We start from the raw sequence: 24,376 nt of genomic DNA, 5'->3' as shown, positions 1-24,376 counted from the left end.
CTCCCTTTTTCTCTAAAAATTAGAATGAGTATGCCGCTGATAAAGAAGCTATAAATGATGTTTTGTCATTTCCTATATCAATAGTCTCTCTATTAACATTATAAGCTCCCATTGTAATAGTTATCGGTAATTTTGGTGATGGAACTAAACCTACTCCTAAAGTAACTATATCACTTGTATAATCAGCTATTAAGCTCACTTGTGGAAGTACATATGCAGCTAATGATACAAATGGATGCATGTGATCTTTTTTATCTCCTGTTTGTGTTATTTTTGCAAAATCGTTATTTCCAACCCCTGCAGTTACAGCAACAGGCACTATACCATTTGGTAGTAATTTAGTCATTGCTACATAGTAGCTTTCATCCATTTTGTCGCTACCCTTAGCATGCCACATATCGATAGTGTTAACTCCGACAGCTAATCCCACACCTAAATTTGAAAAATTATGTCCTAAAGATATATTAAGAGATCCTCTATTGAATTCTCCACCATCATCAGGATTAATACTTCCTAAAGATAATGATATAGCTCCTCCTAATGTTTCATAAGGATTTCCATATCCAAACCCTAATGCCATTGATCCATCAGTATCATTTCCTTTTTTACCTTTAGTATGTAGCCCTCCTATACCTGCAAATACAACTCCTTTTCCTGGGACTAATCCAGCTGGAGCACTCATAGTAAATCCTGGAACAGCTGCTAACTCTTGGTAATTTTTAGCTATGTAGAAATATTTTCCTACTCCTACTTCATTAGATGATACCGCAGCAGATGAAGTAATAGCAGCTTCTGGTCCCGCCGCTAAAACTGCAGATGAAACTAGTAAACTTCCTAATAATAACTTTTTCATTATGTTTCTTCCCTCCTAAAACCATTTATAAATGTATCTAAATATCCCTTAATGCATCTGTGATAGATATATCCCCAGCTTTTTTTGCAGGATAAACTCCCATTACTATTCCAAATACCAAAGAGACTATTAGAGCTAACAGAATTTGTAAAATATTAAATTCTGGTGGTATCATTATGAGTTTTCCACTCATAACAGCACCAATTATACCTATTATAACTCCCAAAAATGAACCTATTATAGAGATAATTATACCTTCAGCTAAAAATATCTTTATAATATCTTTTTTAGACATTCCCATGGCTCTCAAAATGCCTATATGACCTGTTCTAGCTCTTACTCCTCCCGCTATAAGGTTCATTATACCAAATCCACCTATACACAGGGATATAAATGATAAAATCCCTAATGTATTCCTTACTATTTTCTGTATCTTAACGATTCTTTTATAGACCTCTGGGGTCTCAAGTAATCTTACTTGTCCATAACTTCTTCTATCTTCATTAAATTTTCTCAAAAGAAGAGGAATCAAATCTTCAGCATCTTCGCCTTTATCAAAAGATACAATTAACTCATTGTACCTATATCTTCCAAACAGCCTCTCAAAATATCCTTGTGAGACTATTATTCTATTTCCCTGCTTCATCAGTTCAAAAGGGTTTTGTTCCTCATAAATCCCAGCTACTATAAAACTTCTTGTCCCCATCTCAGTAACTAGATCTACCCTATCACCTGGTTGCTTATCTGGAAATTGATTTTTATCTAATATAACCTCTCTATCTCCTAGATTTCTAAGCCCCAATGCCATAAGTGCCTTTTGAGAATATCCTATAAATATATTGTTTCCACTATTTTCTCTAGCTCCAGGAAAGAGTGTATATTCTACAAAGGGATAATTCTCTATTATCTGCATATCCCTTGCACTCATCTCTTGTCCACCTATCATTATTCTATTACTCCCTATAGCTGAAAGATTTGTAGAAATTATTTTTTCTCCTCCAGCTCCTAAAGAAAATGACATAATAAGTGCTGTAATTCCTCCTATTACCCCTAGAAGTGGAAATATAGCTCTTTTACTATTCCCCAAAAGCATTTTATACGCAAACCAGAATATCATTTTCATACTACTCAACAACCCTTATTTTTTCTCCATTTCTTACTTTAAATGGGTTTACTACTACTTGTGTTCCTAGTGGTAAGTCCAAAATCTCATAGCTATTTACTGTTCTAGCCCCTACACTTACCTTTTGCTTTCTTGCTCTTCCTTCATCATTTATGTAGACAAAATACTCTCCATCCTCTTCTAAGACTGAAAAACTATTTACAACTGGTACAGATGTCTTAGCTTGCCCACTTATCTCAACATCAGCTATAAATCCAGGTCTTAAATCATTTTCTTCATCTATTGATACCTCTACTTGGATTACTTTTTCCTTAGTCTTAGAATACTTACTATCTACAGCAGCAGTAGAAACTTTTTCTACCTTCCCTTTATATCGCTTATCTCCATCACTATCTCTAGATACAATAACAGCTGGCTGTCCCTTTGTAATAGTCGAAGATTGATATAGTGGCACCTCTACATTTACTCTATTTCCTCCATTTGTAGATACCGCTAATAATCTCTCTCCAGGCTGAGTCACACTTCCTTCTTGTACGTCAACACCTACTACAACTCCATCTACTCCAGCTTTCAATGGTTGCTTTAACTGCTTTTCTCTAATCTTTAAAGTCTCATTTTCTAACTCCAACTTCTCAAGATTCGATCTCAGCTTTGCCTCTTCTATATTTAATTCTCTTTTTAAGCTCTCATAACTCACTACCATGAGTTGATGCTTTTGTCTATTTAACTCCAAGTCAGTTTTTAAATCTTCTAACTCTACTTGCTTTCTTCCTGATTCTGTATTTACTCTACTTGCCTCAGTTGCTGACACTCCATCTTTAGCTAAAAGTTGCATGTAAGCCTCTGCTCTTTTTTGAAGGGTTCTAGCCTCTTCTGTTATTACAGGAAGCTTTCTCATATCAGCCTTTATCTTCTCTTCTAAGTTTTTTATCTCCAACTCTCTATTATCTAGTTCTAATTTCATTGAACCAGAATCTAAGTCAGCTATTTGTAATTTTACATTTTGAATATCTAACTCATTTACTCTAAGAGCCTTATCATTTTCCATTATACTTTTATTACTAAAGAGTATAAGCTCTGTATCTTTTGTAACTTCTTCTCCATTTTTTACCAAGATTCTCTCTATTACTGCTGGAGCTGATATATAGACAGGCTTTACCTCTCCAGGTACCACCATACCAGTATATAAATTCATATCTGAAAGATCTCCTACTTCAATTCTTGCTACCTTCACCTGAGTAGTTCCTAAGATATTCATCTTATAGACTCCAACACCTGCTAATACAACAACTACAGCTGCTATCGCTATCTTCTTTGCCATCCCTTTTTCCATTTTCTCTCTCCCTATCTATACAGATTCTCATACTCTATTACCGCTAATACAAGCTTTCTTTGTAATTCATAATAATCTTCTTGAGCTTCCCTAAAACTATTTACAGAGTTTAGATAGTCAAAAGTCGTAAGTAATTCATTTTCATATCTCATGCTGTCAATATCCATATTCTCTTGAAGTAAGTTGGCTCTTTTCTCCATAGCTAGAGATTTTCCATATAGTGCCTTTATCTCTCCTAACTTATTTTTCATATCTAGCGATATTCCTTTTAAGTTATCTTCATATTCTATTTTAGCTTTCTCATAGAGATACTTCTGTGCTTTTACGTTATCTAAAGTCGCACCCCAAGATAGAACCCATCTAAATCCTATTTCAAATAGATCTCTATGTTCCTTAGGATAATCATATAGCTCTCCATAATCATTTGTCCCTTTATAACGCAAAGTATATCTTGTATAAATCATAGGATATAAATCAGCTTTAGCTATCTTTACATCATAATTAGCACTCTCTAATTTCAATGCTTCTTTTGATCCTAACAGGGTATTTTCAACAGGAGTTTTATTCTCTTCTGTGACATGAGCCTTCTCCTCTAAAAATTGTACTGGATCAAAATCTTTTAATTCCAATGGGCTACTTAGTGGATAATTTAAAATTCTTGCTAACTCACCTAAACTAGCTTCCTCTTTCTGCTTATTTTCCAGGTTAATACCTCTATTATTCTCTATATCAGCCTCTATCTTTAAAAGTTCAGACTTAGGTACTAACTTACCATTATTATATAGATCGGCTACTCTTTCTTTTTGTTTTTCTAGTGCCTCTATCGCCTTATCAGTTATCTCTATCTGTTTTTTATAGTTTAAGGCTTCAAAGAATTTTGCTACAGCTGCTTCTTGAGCTGCTATTCCTACAAGCTCACTATCCTTTTTTGCTATCTCATATTGATTCTTTGTCTTGTTATAAGTATTTACTATCTTTCCACCACTAAAAATAGGCATTGTTACAGATAATTGGTTTATTCCTATTCCCTCTTTTTCTATCATTTCCCAACTTTCTTCATTCGATAAATCTACTGGTGGTAATACCAAATTTTTCCAAGCTTTCTCTTTTAACTCTCTTTTACTTTCCTCATTCATCTTTTGAGCTCTTACTTGTGGATTACTCTCCTTAACTCTTTCTAATACATCAGCTAGAGTAAAAAAATCGCTCGAATAGCTCATTGAACAAGTCGCTAAAAACGTTACCAATCCCATTAGTTTTTTTCTTTTCATCACTATCTCCCTCATATTTTATTACCGTAACTATCTCTTTACTCTCTATTACCTTCCTTGGATTCACTTCCATAAGGAGTCGGAAAAACTCTTTACCTAAATATCTCTCTAAATTTTTTAGATACTCGCCTACATTGTAATCTCTTTTTCCAATACGATGACTATCTGTTGCTATTATTGAGATGTAACCATTTTCTAGTAGATATCTCACTTTATGTTTAGGATTAGCTACTGCTTTTAAGTTCATCTGTAAGACTACTCCCATCTCTACTAATTCTCTAAACTCAGATATTTTAATTTGAGGATATCTTTCTACATGGGCAAAAATAGGAATGTACCCTTTAGCTAAAATCTCTTTAAAAAAAGCTTTACAAGCTACAAATATAAGCTCTCTCTTTAGTTCCACAAGAAGATACTTACTTCCTGCCATACTATTTATTTTTCCTTCATGTTCAAAAAATCCCATATCTAAAGCAAATTCATTTCCTTTGTGAATATTTAAAGGAATTTTTTCTTCTAGAAGTCTATTCTTTAAAGTTTCAAAGTTTTCATTATAATTCTGATTTTCAAATCTTCCTATCAAATAATGAGAAGAGCAAACAATATCCGTATATCCAACAGCTACTGCTTGCCTTGCTAGACTTAGACTTTCTTCTATGTCTATTGCACCATCATCTACCCCAAAAAGTATGTGTGAGTGAATATCAATCATTATTTCTTTCCTTTCAAATCTCCAGAAAACTGTCTTTTATACTGCTCTTTTACAGCATGCATAAATCTACCAAATTTACTTTTAGGCTTTTTCACAATATGTTTTTTTCTATTTCCATCACTGTCACTATAATACTCTTGATAATATGAGTAATAGTTATTGTAGTATCCATAGTTTCCATAAGATAAGCCACCTTTATCAACCTTAGTTACAACAAATCCGTAGATATTAGCTCCAGCATTAGATAGCATCTCTTTTGTAAATTCAAGCTCTCTTTTTGCCACTTGATCATAAGCTACTACTACCACCACTCCATCTACATATTTAGACAAAATAGCAGCATCAGATGCTACTGCTAATGGAGGCATATCTAAGATAATTGTGTTGTATTCATTTTCTAATTCAGCTATTACCTCTTTCATCTTATCTCCAATAAACAACTCTGTTACATTATACTTCATGTGTTTAGTAGGTAATAGATCAAAATTAGGAATAATATCTTTTAAAATCACAGATTTTGGATCAGCATTTTCAGTAAGTACTGCTTCTAGCCCTCTTTCTACTTTTATTCCAAAACTCTCATGTGCTCTAGGTCTTCTTATATCACAATCTATAAGTAAAACTTTCTTCCCAGCTATAGCAAGACTGGCTCCATAGTTTCCTGCAAGTGTAGATTTCCCTTCACCTGGAATGGAACTTGTTATCATTATTTTTCTACCTATATCTTTCTCATTTTGAAAGGCAAGGTTAGTTCTCACTGTTCTAAAAGCTTCTGTTACTTCCATGTTGTCTTCTTGTATAAAAAATATCTTTCTTTTACTCATTACTATCCTCACCCTTTTGAGTTATGACATCCTCTAAATCTGGTATCATTCCTATCATAGGAGCCCCTAAAATAGATTGTATCTCAGATGGTTTTCTAAGTTTTTTATGTAAAAACTCCATTACAAAGGCCATTCCTGTTCCAGCTGCTAATCCTAAGACAACTGATGCAAAAAGTATAAGTAATCTTTTCTTAGGAAGAGGTTGTACTGGTACCTGTGCTTTTTCTACCACGCTTACATTTCTAACTCTCATTACTTGTACAACTTTATCCATAAACTCATTAGCTATCTCATTTGTTACCATAGCTGCAAGTTGTGGATCGCTATTTTTATACGTTAATGATATTAACTCTGTACTGTCTACTGGAGATATTGTTACTAATTTAGCTAAGGCCTCTACACTCTCTTGTAAGTCAAATTTTGTCTTTACTTTTCTAAGAACTGACTTATTTTTAGCTATCTCTGAATAAGTAATTACCAATCTTTGACTAAGTGTGATATCTGTACTATCTAGAGCTACACTACTCATATTATTAGATACTATGAGTGTAGTTTCTGCCTGATACACAGTTGGTCTTGTTGCTGCAAATATAACTCCTAGTATAACTACTGGTATGGCTGTAAGAACTATTAGCTTCCATCTTCTTATCAATGTGAATATAAGATCAGCTAAGTCTATTTCTTCATCATCATTTTCAAATTCTTCTTCATAATCTTCGTATCTTCTCTTTCTAGACATCTGTAAATACAATCCTCCCATTTTGTTTTCACTTTACATTATACTACAAAAGGAATATTTTGCAAGGTATTATTTTTCCTTTTTCGGAAAAGTATATTTTTTAACCTAATTTTACCAAAAAAATGTACAAAGTATGTACAATTCTTAAGATATCAGTGTTGTTTATTTATTTGTTTATTCAAAAATTTTCTCTTACCAAAAAATTATTTTTTAATTGTATATATGTTTTGTCTAGTTTTAGATATGAAAAAAGAGAGTATCCTACTCTCTTCTATAATATATTTTTTCTTCTACTTTTTATCTTTCATTACACACCTTGTAGTTATATATCCACACTTTGCTAAGTTACTTTTTCATGCACTTACAGTACTTTAAAATATAAAAAATCTAATATACCTATATCTTTTAAATTATCACTTACTTTACATAAGATTATTCCCCATATTTCCATATTTTATTTTAAGTTCTCAAAGTCTAGCATCTCTATTATTTAATTAATACTAGCATAAGTTGTATTTAATAAAAATGTTGTTATAAACTCTTAAGTATCTTCTAAAACTATTTTATAACTTTTTTCAAATTTTAATGTATTTTCTATTCTAGTATTCTATTTCTATATTAGGATATTTAGCTAATTTTCTTATACAATCTTCATAAAAATAGTTGAAATAAGTGGGAAATAGTATATCCAATATAGATTTTCTCAATCATATTTAATTTCAGAAAAAATAAAAATATTACAATTGGTAGATATATTGATATTTTTTCAAACTCACCTTCTATCCAATTCAACGTTAATACCATTATACTTAATATTAGACAAATATTTATCAGATATAAATATAATACTTTTTATTCTTAAAATATTGCTAATGTAAAAAAGTATATTTCCTTGCAACCCAAATTGCTGTAGAGAATTTTTTACTTTCCTGTTATCACTCTTAATCTTTCTGAATTTAAATTATTTTCTTTTAGAAAATATAATAAGTTTAATCTTTTATCTTTTAAACTCATTTCTTTAAAATCTATATTTTCTTTATAATTAAAAAAAGTTTTATTGTTTTAAGTTAAAAATTTTTAATTCATTAGCTACTATTCTTCCATAGGCTAAAGTTTCTTGATCAAATTGATGTCTTTCAAAACTTTTTATATCTCTAAAATATAGAAAATAAAATCTTATTTTATTATTTTAAAACTAAATCTCAAACTTAAATTCCATGTTGCTAGTAATGCTAATATAATATTTAAAAAACACTAATACTAAAAAACTTTTCTTTTTTATTAGATTAAATTTTATATTTAGTATTCCATTTCTCCATTTCATATATAACTCTGTCCTATTTGCTAATTTTTTTATAAATAATCGCTTAATTATCGAAATTTCTTACTTTGATATGACAAAATTATCTAAAATATTTTTTTATTAACCAAAAATATTTTTTACTATTTCTCTTAATTTGAAATAATACATATATTTTTTATTAAATATTTTTTTATCATAGATAATATCTATTTTCCATACCTCATTAATACTTTTTTTATTATATTCATTTAAACATAAATTTAACTGAGCATAATAGTTTTTCAAGTGCAACTTTACTATTAAAAAATCTCTAAAATTTTTATTACAAATTTGAAATAATATGGCTGTCTTTGGATTCATACTTTCATTTTGTTGTATCCTATAATTTCCTAATTCTTTCTTTAAAATTTTTGCACCATAATAATAACAATATTTAGCATGAAAAAAATAATCTGCTGAAGGAAAATATTCTTCATTATATCCTCCTAATTCAAGCATAGTATTTCTCTCAAAAATCATTCCTAAAGTCCCAGCACTTCTATTAGTAAAGAAAAAATCTATAATATTTAGATTTCTTATTTTTTTTATCTTTCTAATTTGATAATAAATTTCTCTTAAAATACTCGTTTTTATTTTTTTATTATTTAGTATTCTTTTATCATGGATTTTGTATTGTGAATAAATTATTTTTTTTTCATCTATATATTTAGTTATTTCAAATAAAAAATTCTCTTCTAACCAGTCATCATCATTTAAAATAGATAAATACTCACCATCAGCTAGTTCTATACATCTATTCCAATTTCCAAATATTCCTATATTTTTTTCATTTTTATAATAAGAAACTTTTTCTGAATTTATATCTAAAATCATATTTTTTACTTCATCAGTATTATTATCATCATTATCTACAACTATTATATTATAGTCATCAAAATCTTTCTGATTAATTGCGCTTACTAAAGCTTCTTTTAATAATTCTACTCTCTTATATGTAGGAATAGCTATTGTAATTTTAGGATTTTTTACTTTCCCTTCGATTATCAAGTTTGACCTTATATCTTTATATTTTTTAAAATTATCCTCATATCCAAAATAATCTGGAATCATATTTTTTCTCCTTTTAATACTTTATTTAGTTTATTTATGCCTAGTATAAAAATAGTAAAACTATTTAATCCTAATTCTTTATTTACTTCTAATGGCCATTTCCAATTATTATAAGAAAGCTGTACTATAAACTGAGATAGCAATAGTCCCCACAATCCTAATTTAAAATATTTTATCAGTATAATTGATAATACTATTATTCCAATTCCTGAACAAATAGAAGGTTTTACATAAGGAATGACATTTTTTGTTGCAATTACTCCTGCAGCATTTGAATGAATTACTTCTAAACATAAATAAATACCTATGAAAATTAATTCTCTAATATCTAACAATTTAGTTTTAGTTCCTAATATTTCCAAAACTTTAGGAGCTAATAGTGAAATAAAAAAAACTCCAAAAATATAAATTAATATATTAATTAAATAAGCAAAAGAATATAACTCTTTTAAACTTTTATTATTGTTTTCTAGTCTATATTGAGAAAATTTTGGAATAAAAGTTTGAAAAACCATACTAGATAATGCACCTAATATCCCATATATTTGTAAAGTTAATCCATATTTTCCTACTATTTCTAAACTTAAATATTTAGATGCTATAAAAGTATTCCCTCTTAAAATTAAAAAAGCTCCCAATGAAACTAATCCTATTTTTTTAGAATTATATAGAATAACTTCAAATAAATTTTTATCTATCACTTTTTTATCTTTTAATTTTTCTTTTAACTCATTTGTATAAAATGCTCTATATGATAGTATTCTTGTTATTACTACAGATACTAAATTTCCAAAGGTTAAGCTAAGTAGTCCATAATTTAAATTAAGAAAAAAAATAGTTATGATTAATAATCCAATTTTTGATACTATCATTATTTTATTTGCTTCACCTATTAATCCTCTTCCTCTAAGGAGAGCATTAAAATAATAATAATAAAAATTTAAAATTATTGATAAAATATAACATAACCATGAAATAATTATTTCTTTACTATTCTCTAAATTTTTACTTAAAGAATATATATATATATTTCCAAAAGTCATACATATTATTAAAGTAATCATAGAAACTTTTCTATATAATTTTTTACTCATAGCTATTAGATCATTGAGTAATTGATAATTAACTTCTCTTCCTACTTCACTAATTCCTTCTTTTTTTAATTCCTGTGCCCCACTAAAAACATATGAAATATTTCTTTGAATAGTAGGTAAAAATCCAAAATCTAATAAATAAACTAAATTAGAAATAGCTAAAAAAATATACCATATTCCTAACTCTTGAGAAGGTAATTTTCTTAATATTACTGGAAGAATTAATACTCCAACTCCGATATTTAAAAATTGAGCTAAATATCCCCAAAGAACATCTCTATTTTTTATTTCTATTTGCACTAATCTCTCCTTCCTATTTCTAATCCACTCATTAAACTTTGATCACTCCAAAAGTAATCCCACTCACCAAATCTTCCTATTGTTTTTATTCCTATACTTTCTAAATATTTTCTTATTTTCATTCTTACTTCATATATATTAAAATCAAATATTATATTAGCATATTTCTCAAATCTAATATCTTTGACTATGAGATCTTCTTCTTTAATAACTTTCATTTCTACTAACTTTTGTATACTCTTTTCTAGCAATTCTTCTTTGGAAGTTTTAAATTCTTTTTTATTTTCAAAATAAACTTCTAATTGTAAAGATGAACATCCCTCTGGACAATTATCTGCTGACTTATGACTTGGAGAATATACTCTTGCAAAAGGTATATCTTCATCATAAATATAAAACCAAAGATATGGAGAAATATTTTTATTTTTTAATCCTAGTGAAATTATATATCCAGAAGTCCATCTTAATTTTTTTATATTTTCTTTAATATTTTTTGGAATATTTTTTATTAAACTACTCATTTCAGATAATGGAATACTTGAAATTAATTCATCATAAGTTTCTTGAGTACTATTTGTAAAATAAATTACTTTATTAGTTATATCTATTTCTCTTACTTTATGATTTAATTTAATATCTAAATCTTTAACTATATAATTTAAATAACTTTTATAACCTCCAGTAGTTGGGTACCTCATTTCTTTAGCATAATAAGTTATTGGAGTATCTTCCGTTTCCATTCCTTGTTCAATTTCTTCTAGAGTAGGTCTATACATTCTATTTCCTACCCATCTAGTTTCCAATTCTTTTGCTTCAACTCCCCAATACTTTCTTGTATATTTCATTGGGAAATTTTCAGCAAAATAATTTCCATATTGAACTCTTAACCATTCTTCATAATTTTTAATTTTATCAATATCCCTATTTTCTCTTTTTTTAAATGAAGATAGTATTTGATTTTTCTCTTCATTAGATAATGGATAAAGATTATTTTGAGCTGGATGTTTTAACCATATTCCATTATAATAATTTTTGGGATTAGGAATATGTCTAATACTTTCACAACTCTTCTCAAATAATTCCTTTATTTCTTGATTATTTGTAAAAGACAAATGAACAAATCTATCAAATCTAAATCCATCTATGATAAAGTTATCACATAACCCTCCCCAACTACTATTCTTTTCATATAAAATAACTTTATTATTTTTATCTTTATTTAGTTGATATCCAGCTCCTATTCCAGATATTCCAGCTCCTAATATTACCATTTTTTTCATATCATTCCTCAATTATTTTTTCCAACCATTCTAATTTTAATTTTCTATTTAAAATACTTTCTAATTTAGATATATCTAAACAAAAATCCATCATCTCATTTTCTCTATATGGAATAGCTCCAAATCTTATTTCTGATTTAGAGTTTAATTTTTCCTTTGAATTTAAAATTATCGCTTTTAAAGATATACTAATTCCACTTCCTACATTTATAACTTCACCTTTTATCAAACTATTTTTTTCTAATAACTCCTTTATTATATAAACAAAATCATCTATACAAATAAAGTCTCTTTTCTGTTCTCCAAAAGTTGTTAAAATTTCTTGATTATTTTTTAATTTTTCTAATACATAAGGAATAAACTTATCTTTTGACTGATATTTTCCAAATAAATTAGAAGGTCTAATTATACATATTGGATAGTCATAATTTTTATTTAACATTAAAGCAGTATTAGTTGTTATTAATTTTGCTATTGCATATGGAGAAACTGGCTCTTCTTTCATTTTTTCATTGAAAGGAGCTTGAATATTTCCATACTCTTCTCCAGAGCCAAATTGCATAACTAACTCTAAATTTTCTAGTTCTTTAGTTACCTCATAAATTTTTAATAGGATATCTAAATTAGTATTTAACATTTTAGGAAATAATCCTAACTCTCTTATAGAAGTTACATAAGATATTAAATTTATAATATATTCTGGTTTTTCCAAATCAATTATCTCTCTTAATTTATCTATATTTTCAAAGTCATATTGATAAAATCTTATTTTATTTTCTTTTAAAAATAATTTATCAATATATTTATCAACTACAATAATCTCATAAAGATTTTTTAAATATTTAGATAAATTTTTCCCAATAAATCCACAACCACCAAATATAATTATTTTCATGCTATCAACTCATTTGTTATTTGATAATCAAATATAAATAATATATATTTGATTTTTTTTGGAAATTGTGCTACAATCCTATGTCTGTCTGTCTGTCTGTCTGTCTGTCTGTCTGTCTGTCTGTCTGTCTGTCTGTCTGTCTGTCTGTCTGTCTGTCTGTCTGTCTGTCTGTCAACTCAACGATATTCTTTAAATTTTTAATTGGTTCCATTACTTCTCTCTTTCTATAAGGTCTTGCTCCCCAATTTACTAAAATTTTTTTCCCGCTTTCTTTTTCAAAATTCTCTACAATCTCCCTTAAAGAAATTTGTTTTCCTGACGAAACTCCATAACTATCATATTTTAAAGTAATACTATTATTTAATAATTCAAAAGCTTTTATAAAGCTGTTTGTCACTTTATCTATATGAACTAAATCCAACTTTTGTTCTCCTAAAGACATGTCTAACACTTTTTTCTTATCAGCAAATTTATTTAATAAATTTATTAATTTAGGCCTTTTATCATTTTCTCCATAAGTATCAAATAATTTTAAAGTAATACATCTAATGTCTTCAGCTTCTACATAATATTTTATTATTTTTTCAAAAGCTTCCTTAGTTGCCGCATATAAATCTACTGGATTATATTCTTCAGAATTATAGTGTTGCCAATAAGTTCCTGTGTTAATTATTAGTTTTGTATTACTATATTTCATTGCTTCTAAAATATTTGTTCCATATAATATATTACTATCTATCAATTTTTTAATGTCTTCTTGAATATGTTCTGTCTTAATGTATGAAGCTAAATGAAAAATACATTGTATTTGATTTTCTATCAAATATTCAGCAAGTTTTTTTATATCTTCATTCCAACAATAAATACTTAATTTATTCTTTATATCTTCTAAATACTCAAATTTTGAAGTTTCTCTTATTAAAATATGAACTTTATAATTTTTTTCTAAAAGTTTTCTGCACAAATTTGAACCTATAAATCCTGTTGCTCCTGTAACTAAAACATTCATAATTATTCTCCTATAGTAGAAAATCTTTCTATATGTTCTTTACATAACTCATATACATCTTCATTAATATATCTCTTATACCAATCTACTGTTAACCCTATACTCTGTTCTATTGTTAAAGTTGGCTTCCATCCTAATTTAAATCTTGCTTTAGTTATATCTAAAAGTAAAAGTCTTGCTTCATGTAAATCATTAGGATTAGATATATCTTTTAATTTTCCTTTTCCATAAAACTTAACTATATTACTTGCAACCTCCCATACATTTACTATCGCATCTAAAGTTGGTCCAAAGTTCCATCCTTCACAATATTTAGTAGGCTCCTCTAACATCTTTTGCCCAAGTAATAGATATCCACTTAATGGTTCAAGTACATGTTCCCAAGGTCTAATTGATTTAGGACTTCTTATCTCTATTTCTTTTCCATCTTCCAATGCTCTTATACAATCTGGAACTATTCTATCTTTTGCCCAATCTCCTCCACCTATAACATTTCCCGCTCTTACACTTGCAATACTTTTTCCATGTTTATCATAATCTTTAGGATTAAAATATGATTTTATCCAAGATTGAATAGCTATCTCACAAGCTCCTTTAGAAGAAGAGTATGGATCATATCCACCAAAAGCTTCATTTTCTCTATATCCCCATATTTGTTCTTTATTCTCATAACACTTATCTGTAGTTATCAATATTCCTACTTTTACGCTTTTAGAACTTCTAATCTCTTCTAAGATATTAACTGTTCCCATTACATTAGTTTCATATGTTTCTACTGGAATATCATAAGATAATCTTACTAAAGGTTGAGCTGCTAAATGAAATACTATCTCTGGCTGATATTTTTCAAAGACTTCTCTTAGATGTTTTCTATCTCTAATATCTCCTCTTATATCTATTATTTTTTCTGATAATTTACTCAAATTAAAATTATCTTTTTCAGTATATGGGTTTAATGAATATCCTATTACTTCTGCTCCTAATTCTCTTAACCATATCGATAACCAAGAACCTTTAAAACCAGTATGCCCTGTTACTAATACCTTTTTTCCTTCATATATGTTATTAAAGTTTTTCATATTATTCCCACACTTTCCATGGGGCTTTTCCACTATCCCACATTTCATTTAACTCTTTATTATCTCTTAATATATCCATTGGTTTCCAAAATCCTTCATGTTTAAATGAGTTCATTCCACCATCTTTTGCTATATTTTCAAGTGGAGCTTTTTCAAATACTGTAGAATCTCCTTCAGTAATATAATCAAATACTTTAGGCTCACATACAAAATACCCAGCATTTATCCAGCTTCCATCCCCAGCTGGTTTCTCTGTAAATGACTTTACATTTCCTACTTCATCAAGATTTAAAGCTCCAAATTTCCCTTGTGGCTTATATGCAGTTACTGTTAATATTTTTCCTGTTTCTTGATGATATTTTATAGTATCAGCTATATTTAAATCTGTTACTCCATCTCCATAAGTAAGTAAAAAAGTCTCATTTCCTACATATTTTTGTATTCTCTTTATTCTTCCACCAGTCATTGTTTCAAATCCAGTATCTACAAGTGTTACCTTCCAATCCTCTGCATGACAATCATGTACCATCATATCATTATTTTTCAAATCAAATGTTACATCACTTGTATGTAAAAAATAGTTAGCAAACCACTCTTTTATTACATATCCTTTATATCCACAACAAATAATAAATTCTTTTATTCCATAGTGCGAGTAAGTTTTCATTATATGCCATAGTATTGGCTTTCCACCTATCTCCACCATTGGTTTAGGTATTAGATGTGTAGCTTCACTCAGTCTTGTTCCAAGTCCACCAGCTAAGATTACAGCTTTCATAGTAACCTCCTATCCTAGAATATATTCTCTTATCTTTTTAATCATAAAATCTAACATCTCTTGAGTCATCCCTGGATATACTCCTATCCATAAAGTATTATTCATTATGAAATCAGTTACCTTTAAATCTCCTACTACTCTATATCCTTTTCCTGTTTCTCTCATTTCATCAAAAGCTGGATGTTTTAATAAATTTCCTGCAAATAAATTTCTTGTTTGTATCTTATGACTCTCTAACCATTTAGCTAATTCTATTCTTGATTTTCCAGAATCTTCTTTTACAGAAATTAAAAATCCAAACCAACTAGGCTTTGAATTTTTTTCCGGTTCTGGTAAAATTATTTTATCTTGTAAATCTTTTAGTCCATTATATAGATATTCCCAATTCTTTCTTCTAGCTTCTACTATTATTGGTAATTTTTCTAATTGTGCCACTCCTATAGCTGCTTGCATATCAGTAACTTTTAAATTATATCCAAAATGAGAATAAACATACTTATGATCATATCCTAATGGTAATTGACCATACTGTTTTGTAAATCTTTGATGACAAGTATCATCTACTCCACTTTCACACCAACAATCTCTACCCCAGTCTCTAAATGACTTTATCAATCTATGTAGTAAGGGATTATTTGTATATACAGCTCCTCCTTCTCCCATAGTCATATGATGCGGTGGATAAAAACTTGATGTTCCTATATCTCCTATCGTTCCAGATTTTTTCCACTCTCCATTTATATAGTACTCTGTTCCTAAAGCATCACAGTTATCTTCTACTAACCAAAGATTATATTTTGCACAAAATTCTTTTACTACTTCTAAATTAAATGGATTTCCTAATGTATGAGCAATCATTACAGCTTTTGTTTTAGGACTTACAGCTTCTTCTAGCATTTCTACATCTATATTGTAAGCTGGTACTGTAACATCTACAAATACTGGAATCGCTCCATATTGAATAATTGGAGTTACTGTGGTAGGAAATCCAGCTGCTACAGTTATTACTTCATCTCCTCTTTTTATTCTTCTTTCTCCTAACTCTTGTGCAGTTAAAGTCATAAAAGCTAATAGATTAGCTGATGAACCAGAGTTAGTCAAAGAACAATATTTTACTCCTAAATACTCTGCCATTTGTTTTTCAAATTTTTGTACCCATGGTCCTGATGTTAACCAGAAGTCTAAAGATGAATCCACCAAATTAACCATTTCTTTCTCATCAAAAAATCTTCCACCATAATTAATATATGTTTCTCCACCTTTAAATTCTTTTTTATCTCCATATTTTACATTATGATATTCTTTTACTTTTTCTAATATATCTTGTTTTAAGCTTTTCAATTTAGACATTCTCTACTAAACTACTCCTTTCATCTAGATTTCTACATATAATTGAATAAATTCTTTATTTTTATTTTATAATTTTTACTAAAAGAGTACTTTTCAATTATTTTTAAGTTTCTCTTGAACAAATTTTTTTTTTCTGATTCCTTCAAATATAAAACCTTTTCAATTTTACTTTCTAAATTTTCTAAATTATTAGGATCAAAATAAAAAATATTTTTTTCCTCTTGAAATATTTCATCTAAATCACTTTCTTTAGTTATAATAGGAATCACCTCTGCCTTCATTGCTTCTATTGCTACTAACGGCCATGCTTCATTATAAGAAGGTAAAATAAATATATCAATTTTATTAAAAAATTCATTTATATCTATATAATCATATAACTTTAAATTAGACATTTCTAATTTTTTTTCAGTTATATATTTTTTTATTTCTTCTTTTATCTTTGAGCCACACATTATTGCTTCAACTTTATACTTTTTATTTAATTTTTCAATGAGCTCTACAAATAAATAAGGGTTTTTTCTTTCACAAAAAGTTCCAGCAAATCCTAAGGTTACTACTGATCTATCGCTATTCTTCTGCTCAATACTTTCTTTTATAAAATTGTATATAATATGATCTTTTGTTTTTTCTTTTATTTTTAATCTTTTTTTCCAAGAATATTTCAATTTATTTGATAAAAATATTACTTCACTTTTTCTAAATAAATATTTCATTATTTTATCCAACTTTGGATTATAAATTTTCGAATAATCATTATACCTTTCATGAATATGCCACACTATTCTTTTTTTAGTAATTACTCCTAATATAATTGGAAAAATATTTACGATTGTTGATGAATAAATTATATCTATATTTTCATTAATAATCAATTTTCTCCTAAAAATTATTATAAGAATAAAATCATATATAATTTTTATTAAATTTTTATATAGAGGCCCTACACTTATATTTTTTAAATTTAAAATAAATAATTTTATTCCTTCTTGATATTTTAATTTTTCATATAAATATCCCTTTTTATTAGGCAGAATAACTGTTATTTTATGTCCATCTTCTTTTAAATAGTCCAATGTTTTCTCAAATACAACTTCTGCTCCACCACCACCACTTGAATGAGAAACCATTAAAATATTTTTTCTTTTTTTCAATTTATAATTTCTTCCTTTCTATAAAATTATTTTAAATATTCTATTCATTCTTAATTATTTAAATATTATCTAATTGTTTTTTCTATTCCATTGTCAAATGATGCTTCTGGATACCAATCTAATTCCTGTTGCTATCCTTATTGAATTTATTGTATATCTTGTATTATATCCAAGTCTATCTGTATACAATTCTTACTATCATGTCTATTGTTAGTTTCACTATATTGATATTTTCCTCCTCATTAAATCCACCAATATTATAAACTTCTCCCAGTTTTCCACTATTGATTACCATATCAACTGCTTTGTTATGGTCTCTTACATATAGCCAATCTCTTACATTACTTCCATCTCCATACACTGGTAGAGATTTTCCTTCCAATATATTTTTATTATTAATGGTATTAGTTTCTCTGGTATTGATAGGGAGCTTATATGTTTCTACATAGGCTTTACTATAATATCTCCTGATGCCTTTGATGATAAGTATAGTGATCTTCTTGGGTATAGTGGAGTTTTCTCTGTGAAAAATTTATCTCTACAAGTTTTTAAACTATCTCTTCCTTTTATTCCCCTTTTTATACTCTTATCTAAGTGTAATTCCTCAGCTTCTATATAATCTCTACTTAATGAAACATATACTCCATCAATTGAAATTTGAATATATTTTTTCCTTTTTATAGCTAGGATATCCATTTTCATCTTTTCCTATTATCCAACTATCTTTAATACTTCTAATAGATTTGATGTTCCTAGTATATTTGTTTCTGTTTCTAGAATACTTCTATCTACATGTCATTCAGCTGCAAAATTTATAGATAATCTATATTATGTATTGAGAAAATATTTTCTACTAACTCTCTATTTCCATATTTCCCTTTACAAACTCTATCTTTCCTTCTGCTATCTCATCTTTTAAACTATCCTTATTTCCAGCATAAGTACGCTTATCTAAAACTATTATTTTACAAAGTTTACCCCTATAAATCCTGCTGTTCCTATTACTAAATATGTTTTATTTTAATTTTCTCTCTTCTTCGTAATTTCATATAATAATAAATACATTTGTTCCTTCTCTTAATTATTTTTTATTATTTTTTTTAAAATGTAAAATACTAGTGGATATATTATTGTGACTCCAATAGCACTATTAACATACATATTATCGAAAATAAAAAATATATTTGTTATTCCTAAAAGTAATAAAATAATAAAATAATATTCTGTATTCTTCATTAACTTTAAATATAAATATCCAAAACTCATATATGTTATGTAAGTTATCCAAGCACCTAGCATTCCAAGATTTATTATTGAACTATTATATCCAGTTTGAACAGTTAATACAGGTATTAAAAGTTTTATATTGGTATATCCTTGAAAACGCTTTTGAATAAAATCTAGAAAAAAATTTCTTCTAATATATTCAAAAATATTAAAAGTTATGTTATTAATTTCTAAAGTATGTTGTAAATTAGATAGTGGTGAAGTTATATAGGTATATACCCACAACAATGGATCAAAAAAACTTTCCTCAGTATTGAGAAAAACTATCGCTTTTAACATTCTTGTATCTAATGGTGAAAACCCATGTCTAATATTTCCTAAAATACCAAATAAATATGCTACTATAAAACTTATTATTATTCCTTTCAATAATAAGTTTTTTATTCCACGTATATATACATAAGATAAAAAATTTGCAATAAAAATTATTAATATAGGTCCTCTTCGATATCCTAATAAATAAAAACATATTTCTATGGTAAAATATAACAAATATTTTTTTTCTTTAAAAATTAAATATTGAATATAATTTTTTATACTATGATAAGTTGTTAAAGTATATATAAGTGGACTTATTGTTGGAATTCCTTTAAAATCTATATATATATATCCTGTTTTTCTCATTGCCTCAATTAAAGGGATTTTTCTTTCATATAAAAAAGTTAAAACCCAGCCAATAATAATAATAATAAATAATATTTTATCCTCAAAATTTTTAGTAAATTTTATCCTTTTTATTCTCAATGTTTTTCCTAAAAAAATAGAAAATAATATTGATAAAATTAAAAATATTTCTAACTCTAATGAAAGTTTAGGAAAAACTTTTATTATATTAATTTTATAAAATACCAAAGTTATAGTCCAAGATATTGAATATAAATAAAATGGATTTATTAATATTTTTCGCATTTAATTTTCCTTTCTATGATTTTCTATTTTTATACTCTTCTAAAAATCTATCAATCCCCTCTTTCCAATGAGGTATTTTCTTATTTACTAATCTCTCTATCTTACTACTATCTAATTTTGAATATTTGGCTCTTTTTGCCTTTAATGGAAAATCATTTGTTTTTGCTCTTTCTAATTTTCCTCTCCAGCCTATCTTATTTAATATATATTCTGCTTGTTCGTACTTAGAAGCTTCTCCTGCATTTGAAAAATGATATAATCCATACTTATCTGTTTGTATTAAAGTCCAAGAAAATTCTGCTAAATCCCTTGAATATGTTGGGCTAGATACTTGATCATCTACTATCTTTAATGTATCTTTATCTTTTGACCAACTTATTACTTGTTTACAAAAATTATTGTTTCCCATTCCAAATACCCAAGAGGTCCTAATTAAAAAAGCCTTCTCATATTCTAAAGAGTATTTCTCGCCTTCTAACTTAGATTTAGAATATATTGATAAAGGATTAGGAGTATCTTCCTCTACATATGGTATCTCTTTTTCTCCATCAAATACAAAATCTGTCGAATAGGTTACAAAAATAATATCTTTTTCTTTACAAATCTCTGCTAAATTTTTAGGTGCATAAGTATTTAAAGAATAACACTTTTCAACTTCATCTTCTGCCTTATCTACATCATTATATGCAGCGCAATTAATAACTACTGTAAAATTATTACTATTCATATACATTTTTATTTTTTCTTTGTCTGTTATATCAAGATCTTGATAATCAGTAGCTATATATCTAACTCCTAATTTATCAAATAACTTTTGAAAATCTTGTCCTAATTGGCCATTAGCACCAGTAAGCAATACATAATCGCCTTGGTAATTTTCTGTATATTCTCTAAAGGTTTGATGTTTTTTATCTTTTTCTGATAAAATTAACTCTGTTATCCCATATTCTTTTAATTTCCAATCTATATTTAACTCTTTATCATTGTACATTATTCCACTATCATATTGTGGCGCATATATATCTGTACATTTATATTGAAACTCTGTATCATCTTCTAAAGTTAAAAATCCATGAGCAAATCCATCTGGTATATAGAACATCTTTTTATTTTCTGCACTTAGTTCTATTCCATACCACTGTCCATATGTTTTACTTCTTTTTCTAATATCTACTGCTACATCATATACTGAGCCTTTTACTACTCTTACTAATTTTCCTTGAGAATGTTTAGTTTGAAAATGTAATCCTCTCAATACTCCTTTTCTAGATTTAGAATGATTATCTTGTACAAATTCTGCTGTTATTTCTAACTCTTCAAATTCTTTCTTATTATATGTTTCTAAAAAAAATCCTCTATTATCTCCAAATACAGTAGGTTCTATTACACATAGTCCTTCTATCCCTGTTTCTATTCTTCTAAACTTACTCATTTAAACACCTTCTACTAATTTACCTTTTTTATTTTTATAGAAATCATCAATCCCTTTAAAAAAATATTTAATTTTTTTTATTTTATTTTTTTCAAAAAGTATTATTTTAAAAAAATCACTAAAATTTTTTATTATATACTTCTTTTTTAACTCAGGAAATCTTTTTATCATATATAATCTATTTCTAGTTATGTAATATCTTCTAATATAATTATGATTAGTCACTGAAAAGAACTTATAATTTTTTAAATTTCCCAATTTATGATTTAGTTCAATATCATTTAAACATAATATTTTATATCCTTTTTCTCTTATCCTATAACAAAATTCATGATCAACTTCATCAATGAAAAAATCTTCGTTAAAATCTCCTATATTTTTTATTAAATTCAAATTAAGAATATTTCCAGATGTCATCACAATCTCTTTTTCTTCTAATTTATTTTTCGTTTTTATATTTTTCTCTTTTAGATTATGAATAGGAGAAATTATAGCAACTTTTTCCAGTAAAAGCTCATTATTAATTAACCAATTTATCATTTCTCTAAAATTATTTTTAAAACTACTGTCTTGATCTATTGTAAGGAAATAATCCGCTTCTTCGTTGATAGCTTTATTTTTTCCAACATTCAATGCTTTAGCTATCCCTTTATTTTCTCCTAGCCAAGTATATTCGATATTTTTATTAATTGTTATATAATTTTCTAACCGTGTATAGTTTTCTTTTTCGGAGTTATCTATTATGTATAATTTATCCAATTCACTCACATAAGAATTAATATTATTTATTGTTTCACTGATATTTGGATTATATAAAACTACAACTCCATAAATTTTTCTATTTTTCATTTTTTACCATTCCTATCAGATACTCTCCATATTTAGATTTCATTAACGGCTTAGCTAATTCTAATACTTTTTCTTTACTTATCCATCCATTTCTGTATGCTATCTCTTCAAGACAAGCTACCATTACTCCTTGTCTACTCTGAATTGTTTTTACAAAATTTGCTGCTTCAAGTAGAGCATCATGTGTCCCTGTATCTAACCATGCCATTCCTCTACCGAAGTTTACTACATGAAGTTTTTCTTCTTGTAGATACATCTCATTGATTGAAGTTATCTCCAACTCTCCTCTTTTTGAAAATTTTACTCTCTTAGCTTTCTCTACTACTGTATTATCATAAAAATATAGTCCTGGTACTGCATAATTTGATTTTGGATTTTGTGGTTTTTCTTCCAAAGATATTACCTTCCCATCTTTATCAAACTCTACCACTCCAAAATCTTCTGGATTAGTCACATAATAGCCAAATATAGTAGCTCCTTCCTTTTTCTCTCTTGCTTCCCTTAAAATTCCTGTAAGTCCATGTCCATAAAAAATATTATCTCCTAATACTAAAGCACATGAATCACTTCCTATAAAGTTTTCTCCTATAATAAATGCTTCTGCTAATCCATTTGGCTTTTCTTGGACACTATATTCTAGTCTTACTCCAAAATCTTCTCCATTTCCTAGTAAATCTTTAAACGAAGGTAAATCTCTAGGAGTAGAGATCACTAATATCTCTTTTATTCCTGCTAACATAAGAATAGAAAGGGGGTAATAGATCATTGGTTTATCATATATTGGATTTATTTGTTTCGATATCGCTTTTGTTATTGGGTAAAGTCTTGTTCCACTTCCTCCTGCTAATATTATTCCCTTCATTTTTTTATCACCTTTATAAACAAATTTTTTAACAATCGCCATCTTATTTGTAATTGTTTTAATTTTTTATTTTTACTATTATTTAGTTCAGTTACATTATTTTCATGTCTTCTATAATATATTAAAGTTTCAGTTTCAAAATAAACATTTCCGTATAGCTCAGCTATTAGTCCTATCCAACTATCATGCATTGGAATATCCTTAGGAAATGGCAATACCTTTTCTAGAATCTTTCTATTAAATGCCATACAACATCCTATATACCTATTTTTATATAAATTTTTTAATATCCCTTTTTTAGAATTTCTAATATCAAAAAAAGTTTCTTTTAAAATTACATCATCATTTGAATTAATAATTTTAGCATTATGTACTACTAAATCATATTTTCTTAAACTTTTAATTATCTTATCAACTTTATCCAATTCCCAAATATCATCTTGATCAACTAAAAATATATAATCTCCAGTACTTTCCTTCAAACTATTTTCAAAATTATTAATGACACCTTTTTTTAAATTTTTAATAATTTTTATTTTAGGATTATTAAACTTTTTTATAATATTTAAAGTTAAATCATTTGAATTATCATCTGATATAATAATTTCGTCTACTTGAAGTGTTTGATTTAAAATACTCTCTATTTGTTTTTTTATATAGTCTTCTCCATTATATGTTGCCATACATACAGAAATTTTCTTTCTTTTCATTTTTTATCCATCCATTATTTTAATAATCTTTTATATTTGATTATTTTTTATATAAAAACCTTACTTAATAAATATTAAATATTTTTTATAAATTATCATAACTAACTTTTATGATACTTC

At 27.2% G+C, this 24,376-nt stretch carries 21 protein-coding genes and 1 pseudogene; all 22 read right to left on the bottom strand.

Translation table 11 applies throughout. The annotated features are described in order from the left end of the window. Positions 1–19: 19 nt before the first annotated feature. On the bottom strand, positions 20–853 hold the full coding sequence (locus DYA59_RS08805; RefSeq protein WP_115271271.1) for a hypothetical protein: 834 nt from the start codon (positions 851–853) through the stop codon (positions 20–22). 37 nt (positions 854–890) lie between these two features. Continuing rightward, positions 891–1,976: an ABC transporter permease gene (locus tag DYA59_RS08800; protein ID WP_115271269.1), complete on the bottom strand. Its 1,086-nt coding sequence runs from the start codon at positions 1,974–1,976 to the stop codon at positions 891–893. A gap of 1 nt (position 1,977) precedes the next feature. Then, a complete protein-coding gene (locus DYA59_RS08795) occupies positions 1,978–3,309 on the bottom strand; it encodes an efflux RND transporter periplasmic adaptor subunit (RefSeq protein ID WP_115271267.1) in 1,332 nt (443 codons plus the stop codon). 11 nt (positions 3,310–3,320) lie between these two features. Next, the gene (locus DYA59_RS08790; protein WP_172606969.1) at positions 3,321–4,580 is read right to left on the bottom strand and encodes a TolC family protein; all 1,260 of its coding nucleotides are present in this window, start codon (positions 4,578–4,580) and stop codon (positions 3,321–3,323) included. Beyond that, positions 4,495–5,292, bottom strand: coding sequence for a tyrosine-protein phosphatase (locus tag DYA59_RS08785; RefSeq protein ID WP_115271263.1), 798 nt, complete (start codon positions 5,290–5,292; stop codon positions 4,495–4,497). The genes DYA59_RS08790 and DYA59_RS08785 overlap by 86 nt, the downstream gene beginning before the upstream one ends. Continuing rightward, the gene (locus DYA59_RS08780) at positions 5,292–6,116 is read right to left on the bottom strand and encodes a CpsD/CapB family tyrosine-protein kinase (RefSeq protein WP_115271261.1); all 825 of its coding nucleotides are present in this window, start codon (positions 6,114–6,116) and stop codon (positions 5,292–5,294) included. Before DYA59_RS08780 ends, DYA59_RS08785 begins: the two co-directional genes overlap by 1 nt. Next, positions 6,109–6,855, bottom strand: coding sequence for a YveK family protein (locus DYA59_RS08775; protein WP_172606968.1), 747 nt, complete (start codon positions 6,853–6,855; stop codon positions 6,109–6,111). The genes DYA59_RS08780 and DYA59_RS08775 overlap by 8 nt, the downstream gene beginning before the upstream one ends. Positions 6,856–8,278: 1,423 nt before the next feature. Continuing rightward, complete coding sequence (locus DYA59_RS08770) at positions 8,279–9,268, bottom strand: glycosyltransferase family 2 protein (protein ID WP_115271257.1); 990 nt, start codon at positions 9,266–9,268, stop codon at positions 8,279–8,281. Further along, the gene (gene wzx / locus DYA59_RS08765) at positions 9,265–10,662 is read right to left on the bottom strand and encodes an O-unit flippase-like protein (RefSeq protein ID WP_115271255.1); all 1,398 of its coding nucleotides are present in this window, start codon (positions 10,660–10,662) and stop codon (positions 9,265–9,267) included. Before wzx ends, DYA59_RS08770 begins: the two co-directional genes overlap by 4 nt. Further along, entirely contained in the window at positions 10,662–11,942 is a 1,281-nt protein-coding gene (locus DYA59_RS08760; protein WP_115271253.1) for a protoporphyrinogen/coproporphyrinogen oxidase, read from the bottom strand. The genes wzx and DYA59_RS08760 overlap by 1 nt, the downstream gene beginning before the upstream one ends. Position 11,943: 1 nt before the next feature. Then, positions 11,944–12,837, bottom strand: coding sequence for an NAD-dependent epimerase/dehydratase family protein (locus tag DYA59_RS08755; protein ID WP_115271250.1), 894 nt, complete (start codon positions 12,835–12,837; stop codon positions 11,944–11,946). 70 nt (positions 12,838–12,907) lie between these two features. Next, a complete protein-coding gene (locus DYA59_RS08750) occupies positions 12,908–13,846 on the bottom strand; it encodes an NAD-dependent epimerase/dehydratase family protein (RefSeq protein WP_115271248.1) in 939 nt (312 codons plus the stop codon). Positions 13,847–13,848: 2 nt separating this feature from the next. Beyond that, positions 13,849–14,925: a CDP-glucose 4,6-dehydratase gene (rfbG, locus tag DYA59_RS08745; RefSeq protein WP_115271246.1), complete on the bottom strand. Its 1,077-nt coding sequence runs from the start codon at positions 14,923–14,925 to the stop codon at positions 13,849–13,851. Between the two features lies 1 nt (position 14,926). Beyond that, entirely contained in the window at positions 14,927–15,703 is a 777-nt protein-coding gene (gene rfbF / locus DYA59_RS08740; protein ID WP_115271244.1) for a glucose-1-phosphate cytidylyltransferase, read from the bottom strand. Positions 15,704–15,712: 9 nt separating this feature from the next. Continuing rightward, the gene (gene rfbH, locus DYA59_RS08735) at positions 15,713–17,053 is read right to left on the bottom strand and encodes a lipopolysaccharide biosynthesis protein RfbH (protein ID WP_115271242.1); all 1,341 of its coding nucleotides are present in this window, start codon (positions 17,051–17,053) and stop codon (positions 15,713–15,715) included. A 32-nt stretch (positions 17,054–17,085) separates the two neighbouring features. After that, positions 17,086–18,207, bottom strand: a complete 1,122-nt coding sequence (locus DYA59_RS08730) for a glycosyltransferase family 4 protein (RefSeq protein ID WP_115271240.1) — start codon at positions 18,205–18,207, stop codon at positions 17,086–17,088. 65 nt (positions 18,208–18,272) lie between these two features. Beyond that, positions 18,273–19,209 (bottom strand): annotated as a pseudogene (locus DYA59_RS09695) (dTDP-glucose 4,6-dehydratase). A gap of 75 nt (positions 19,210–19,284) precedes the next feature. After that, positions 19,285–20,403: an O-antigen polymerase gene (locus tag DYA59_RS08720; RefSeq protein ID WP_115271239.1), complete on the bottom strand. Its 1,119-nt coding sequence runs from the start codon at positions 20,401–20,403 to the stop codon at positions 19,285–19,287. 13 nt (positions 20,404–20,416) lie between these two features. Further along, positions 20,417–21,835, bottom strand: a complete 1,419-nt coding sequence (gene rfbD / locus DYA59_RS08715) for a dTDP-4-dehydrorhamnose reductase (protein WP_115271237.1) — start codon at positions 21,833–21,835, stop codon at positions 20,417–20,419. Then, a complete protein-coding gene (locus DYA59_RS08710) occupies positions 21,836–22,684 on the bottom strand; it encodes a glycosyltransferase family 2 protein (protein ID WP_115271235.1) in 849 nt (282 codons plus the stop codon). It lies immediately after the preceding gene. Beyond that, positions 22,674–23,546, bottom strand: coding sequence for a glucose-1-phosphate thymidylyltransferase RfbA (rfbA, locus tag DYA59_RS08705; RefSeq protein ID WP_115271233.1), 873 nt, complete (start codon positions 23,544–23,546; stop codon positions 22,674–22,676). Before rfbA ends, DYA59_RS08710 begins: the two co-directional genes overlap by 11 nt. After that, positions 23,543–24,256, bottom strand: coding sequence for a glycosyltransferase family 2 protein (locus tag DYA59_RS08700; protein ID WP_115271231.1), 714 nt, complete (start codon positions 24,254–24,256; stop codon positions 23,543–23,545). Before DYA59_RS08700 ends, rfbA begins: the two co-directional genes overlap by 4 nt. Positions 24,257–24,376: the final 120 nt, after the last annotated feature.

Origin of the sequence: Fusobacterium necrogenes, from assembly GCF_900450765.1 — a bacterium.
GTDB lineage: Bacteria > Fusobacteriota > Fusobacteriia > Fusobacteriales > Fusobacteriaceae > Fusobacterium_A > Fusobacterium_A necrogenes.
Note: the sequence above shows the minus strand (reverse complement) of the source record. Positions and strands in the feature narration are given on the sequence as shown.

Bases quoted from the DNA above. Each gene is read 5' to 3' on its own strand.
- DYA59_RS08805 (WP_115271271.1), bottom strand. From the start codon at position 853: ATGAAAAAGTTATTATTAGGAAGTTTACTAGTTTCATCTGCAGTTTTA.
- DYA59_RS08800 (WP_115271269.1), bottom strand. From the start codon at position 1,976: ATGAAAATGATATTCTGGTTTGCGTATAAAATGCTTTTGGGGAATAGT.
- DYA59_RS08795 (WP_115271267.1), bottom strand. From the start codon at position 3,309: ATGGAAAAAGGGATGGCAAAGAAGATAGCGATAGCAGCTGTAGTTGTT.
- DYA59_RS08790 (WP_172606969.1), bottom strand. From the start codon at position 4,580: ATGAAAAGAAAAAAACTAATGGGATTGGTAACGTTTTTAGCGACTTGT.
- DYA59_RS08785 (WP_115271263.1), bottom strand. From the start codon at position 5,292: ATGATTGATATTCACTCACACATACTTTTTGGGGTAGATGATGGTGCA.
- DYA59_RS08780 (WP_115271261.1), bottom strand. From the start codon at position 6,116: ATGAGTAAAAGAAAGATATTTTTTATACAAGAAGACAACATGGAAGTA.
- DYA59_RS08775 (WP_172606968.1), bottom strand. From the start codon at position 6,855: ATGTCTAGAAAGAGAAGATACGAAGATTATGAAGAAGAATTTGAAAAT.
- DYA59_RS08770 (WP_115271257.1), bottom strand. From the start codon at position 9,268: ATGATTCCAGATTATTTTGGATATGAGGATAATTTTAAAAAATATAAA.
- DYA59_RS08760 (WP_115271253.1), bottom strand. From the start codon at position 11,942: ATGAAAAAAATGGTAATATTAGGAGCTGGAATATCTGGAATAGGAGCT.
- DYA59_RS08755 (WP_115271250.1), bottom strand. From the start codon at position 12,837: ATGAAAATAATTATATTTGGTGGTTGTGGATTTATTGGGAAAAATTTA.
- DYA59_RS08750 (WP_115271248.1), bottom strand. From the start codon at position 13,846: ATGAATGTTTTAGTTACAGGAGCAACAGGATTTATAGGTTCAAATTTG.
- rfbG (WP_115271246.1), bottom strand. From the start codon at position 14,925: ATGAAAAACTTTAATAACATATATGAAGGAAAAAAGGTATTAGTAACA.
- rfbF (WP_115271244.1), bottom strand. From the start codon at position 15,703: ATGAAAGCTGTAATCTTAGCTGGTGGACTTGGAACAAGACTGAGTGAA.
- rfbH (WP_115271242.1), bottom strand. From the start codon at position 17,053: ATGTCTAAATTGAAAAGCTTAAAACAAGATATATTAGAAAAAGTAAAA.
- DYA59_RS08720 (WP_115271239.1), bottom strand. From the start codon at position 20,403: ATGCGAAAAATATTAATAAATCCATTTTATTTATATTCAATATCTTGG.
- rfbD (WP_115271237.1), bottom strand. From the start codon at position 21,835: ATGAGTAAGTTTAGAAGAATAGAAACAGGGATAGAAGGACTATGTGTA.
- DYA59_RS08710 (WP_115271235.1), bottom strand. From the start codon at position 22,684: ATGAAAAATAGAAAAATTTATGGAGTTGTAGTTTTATATAATCCAAAT.
- rfbA (WP_115271233.1), bottom strand. From the start codon at position 23,546: ATGAAGGGAATAATATTAGCAGGAGGAAGTGGAACAAGACTTTACCCA.
- DYA59_RS08700 (WP_115271231.1), bottom strand. From the start codon at position 24,256: ATGAAAAGAAAGAAAATTTCTGTATGTATGGCAACATATAATGGAGAA.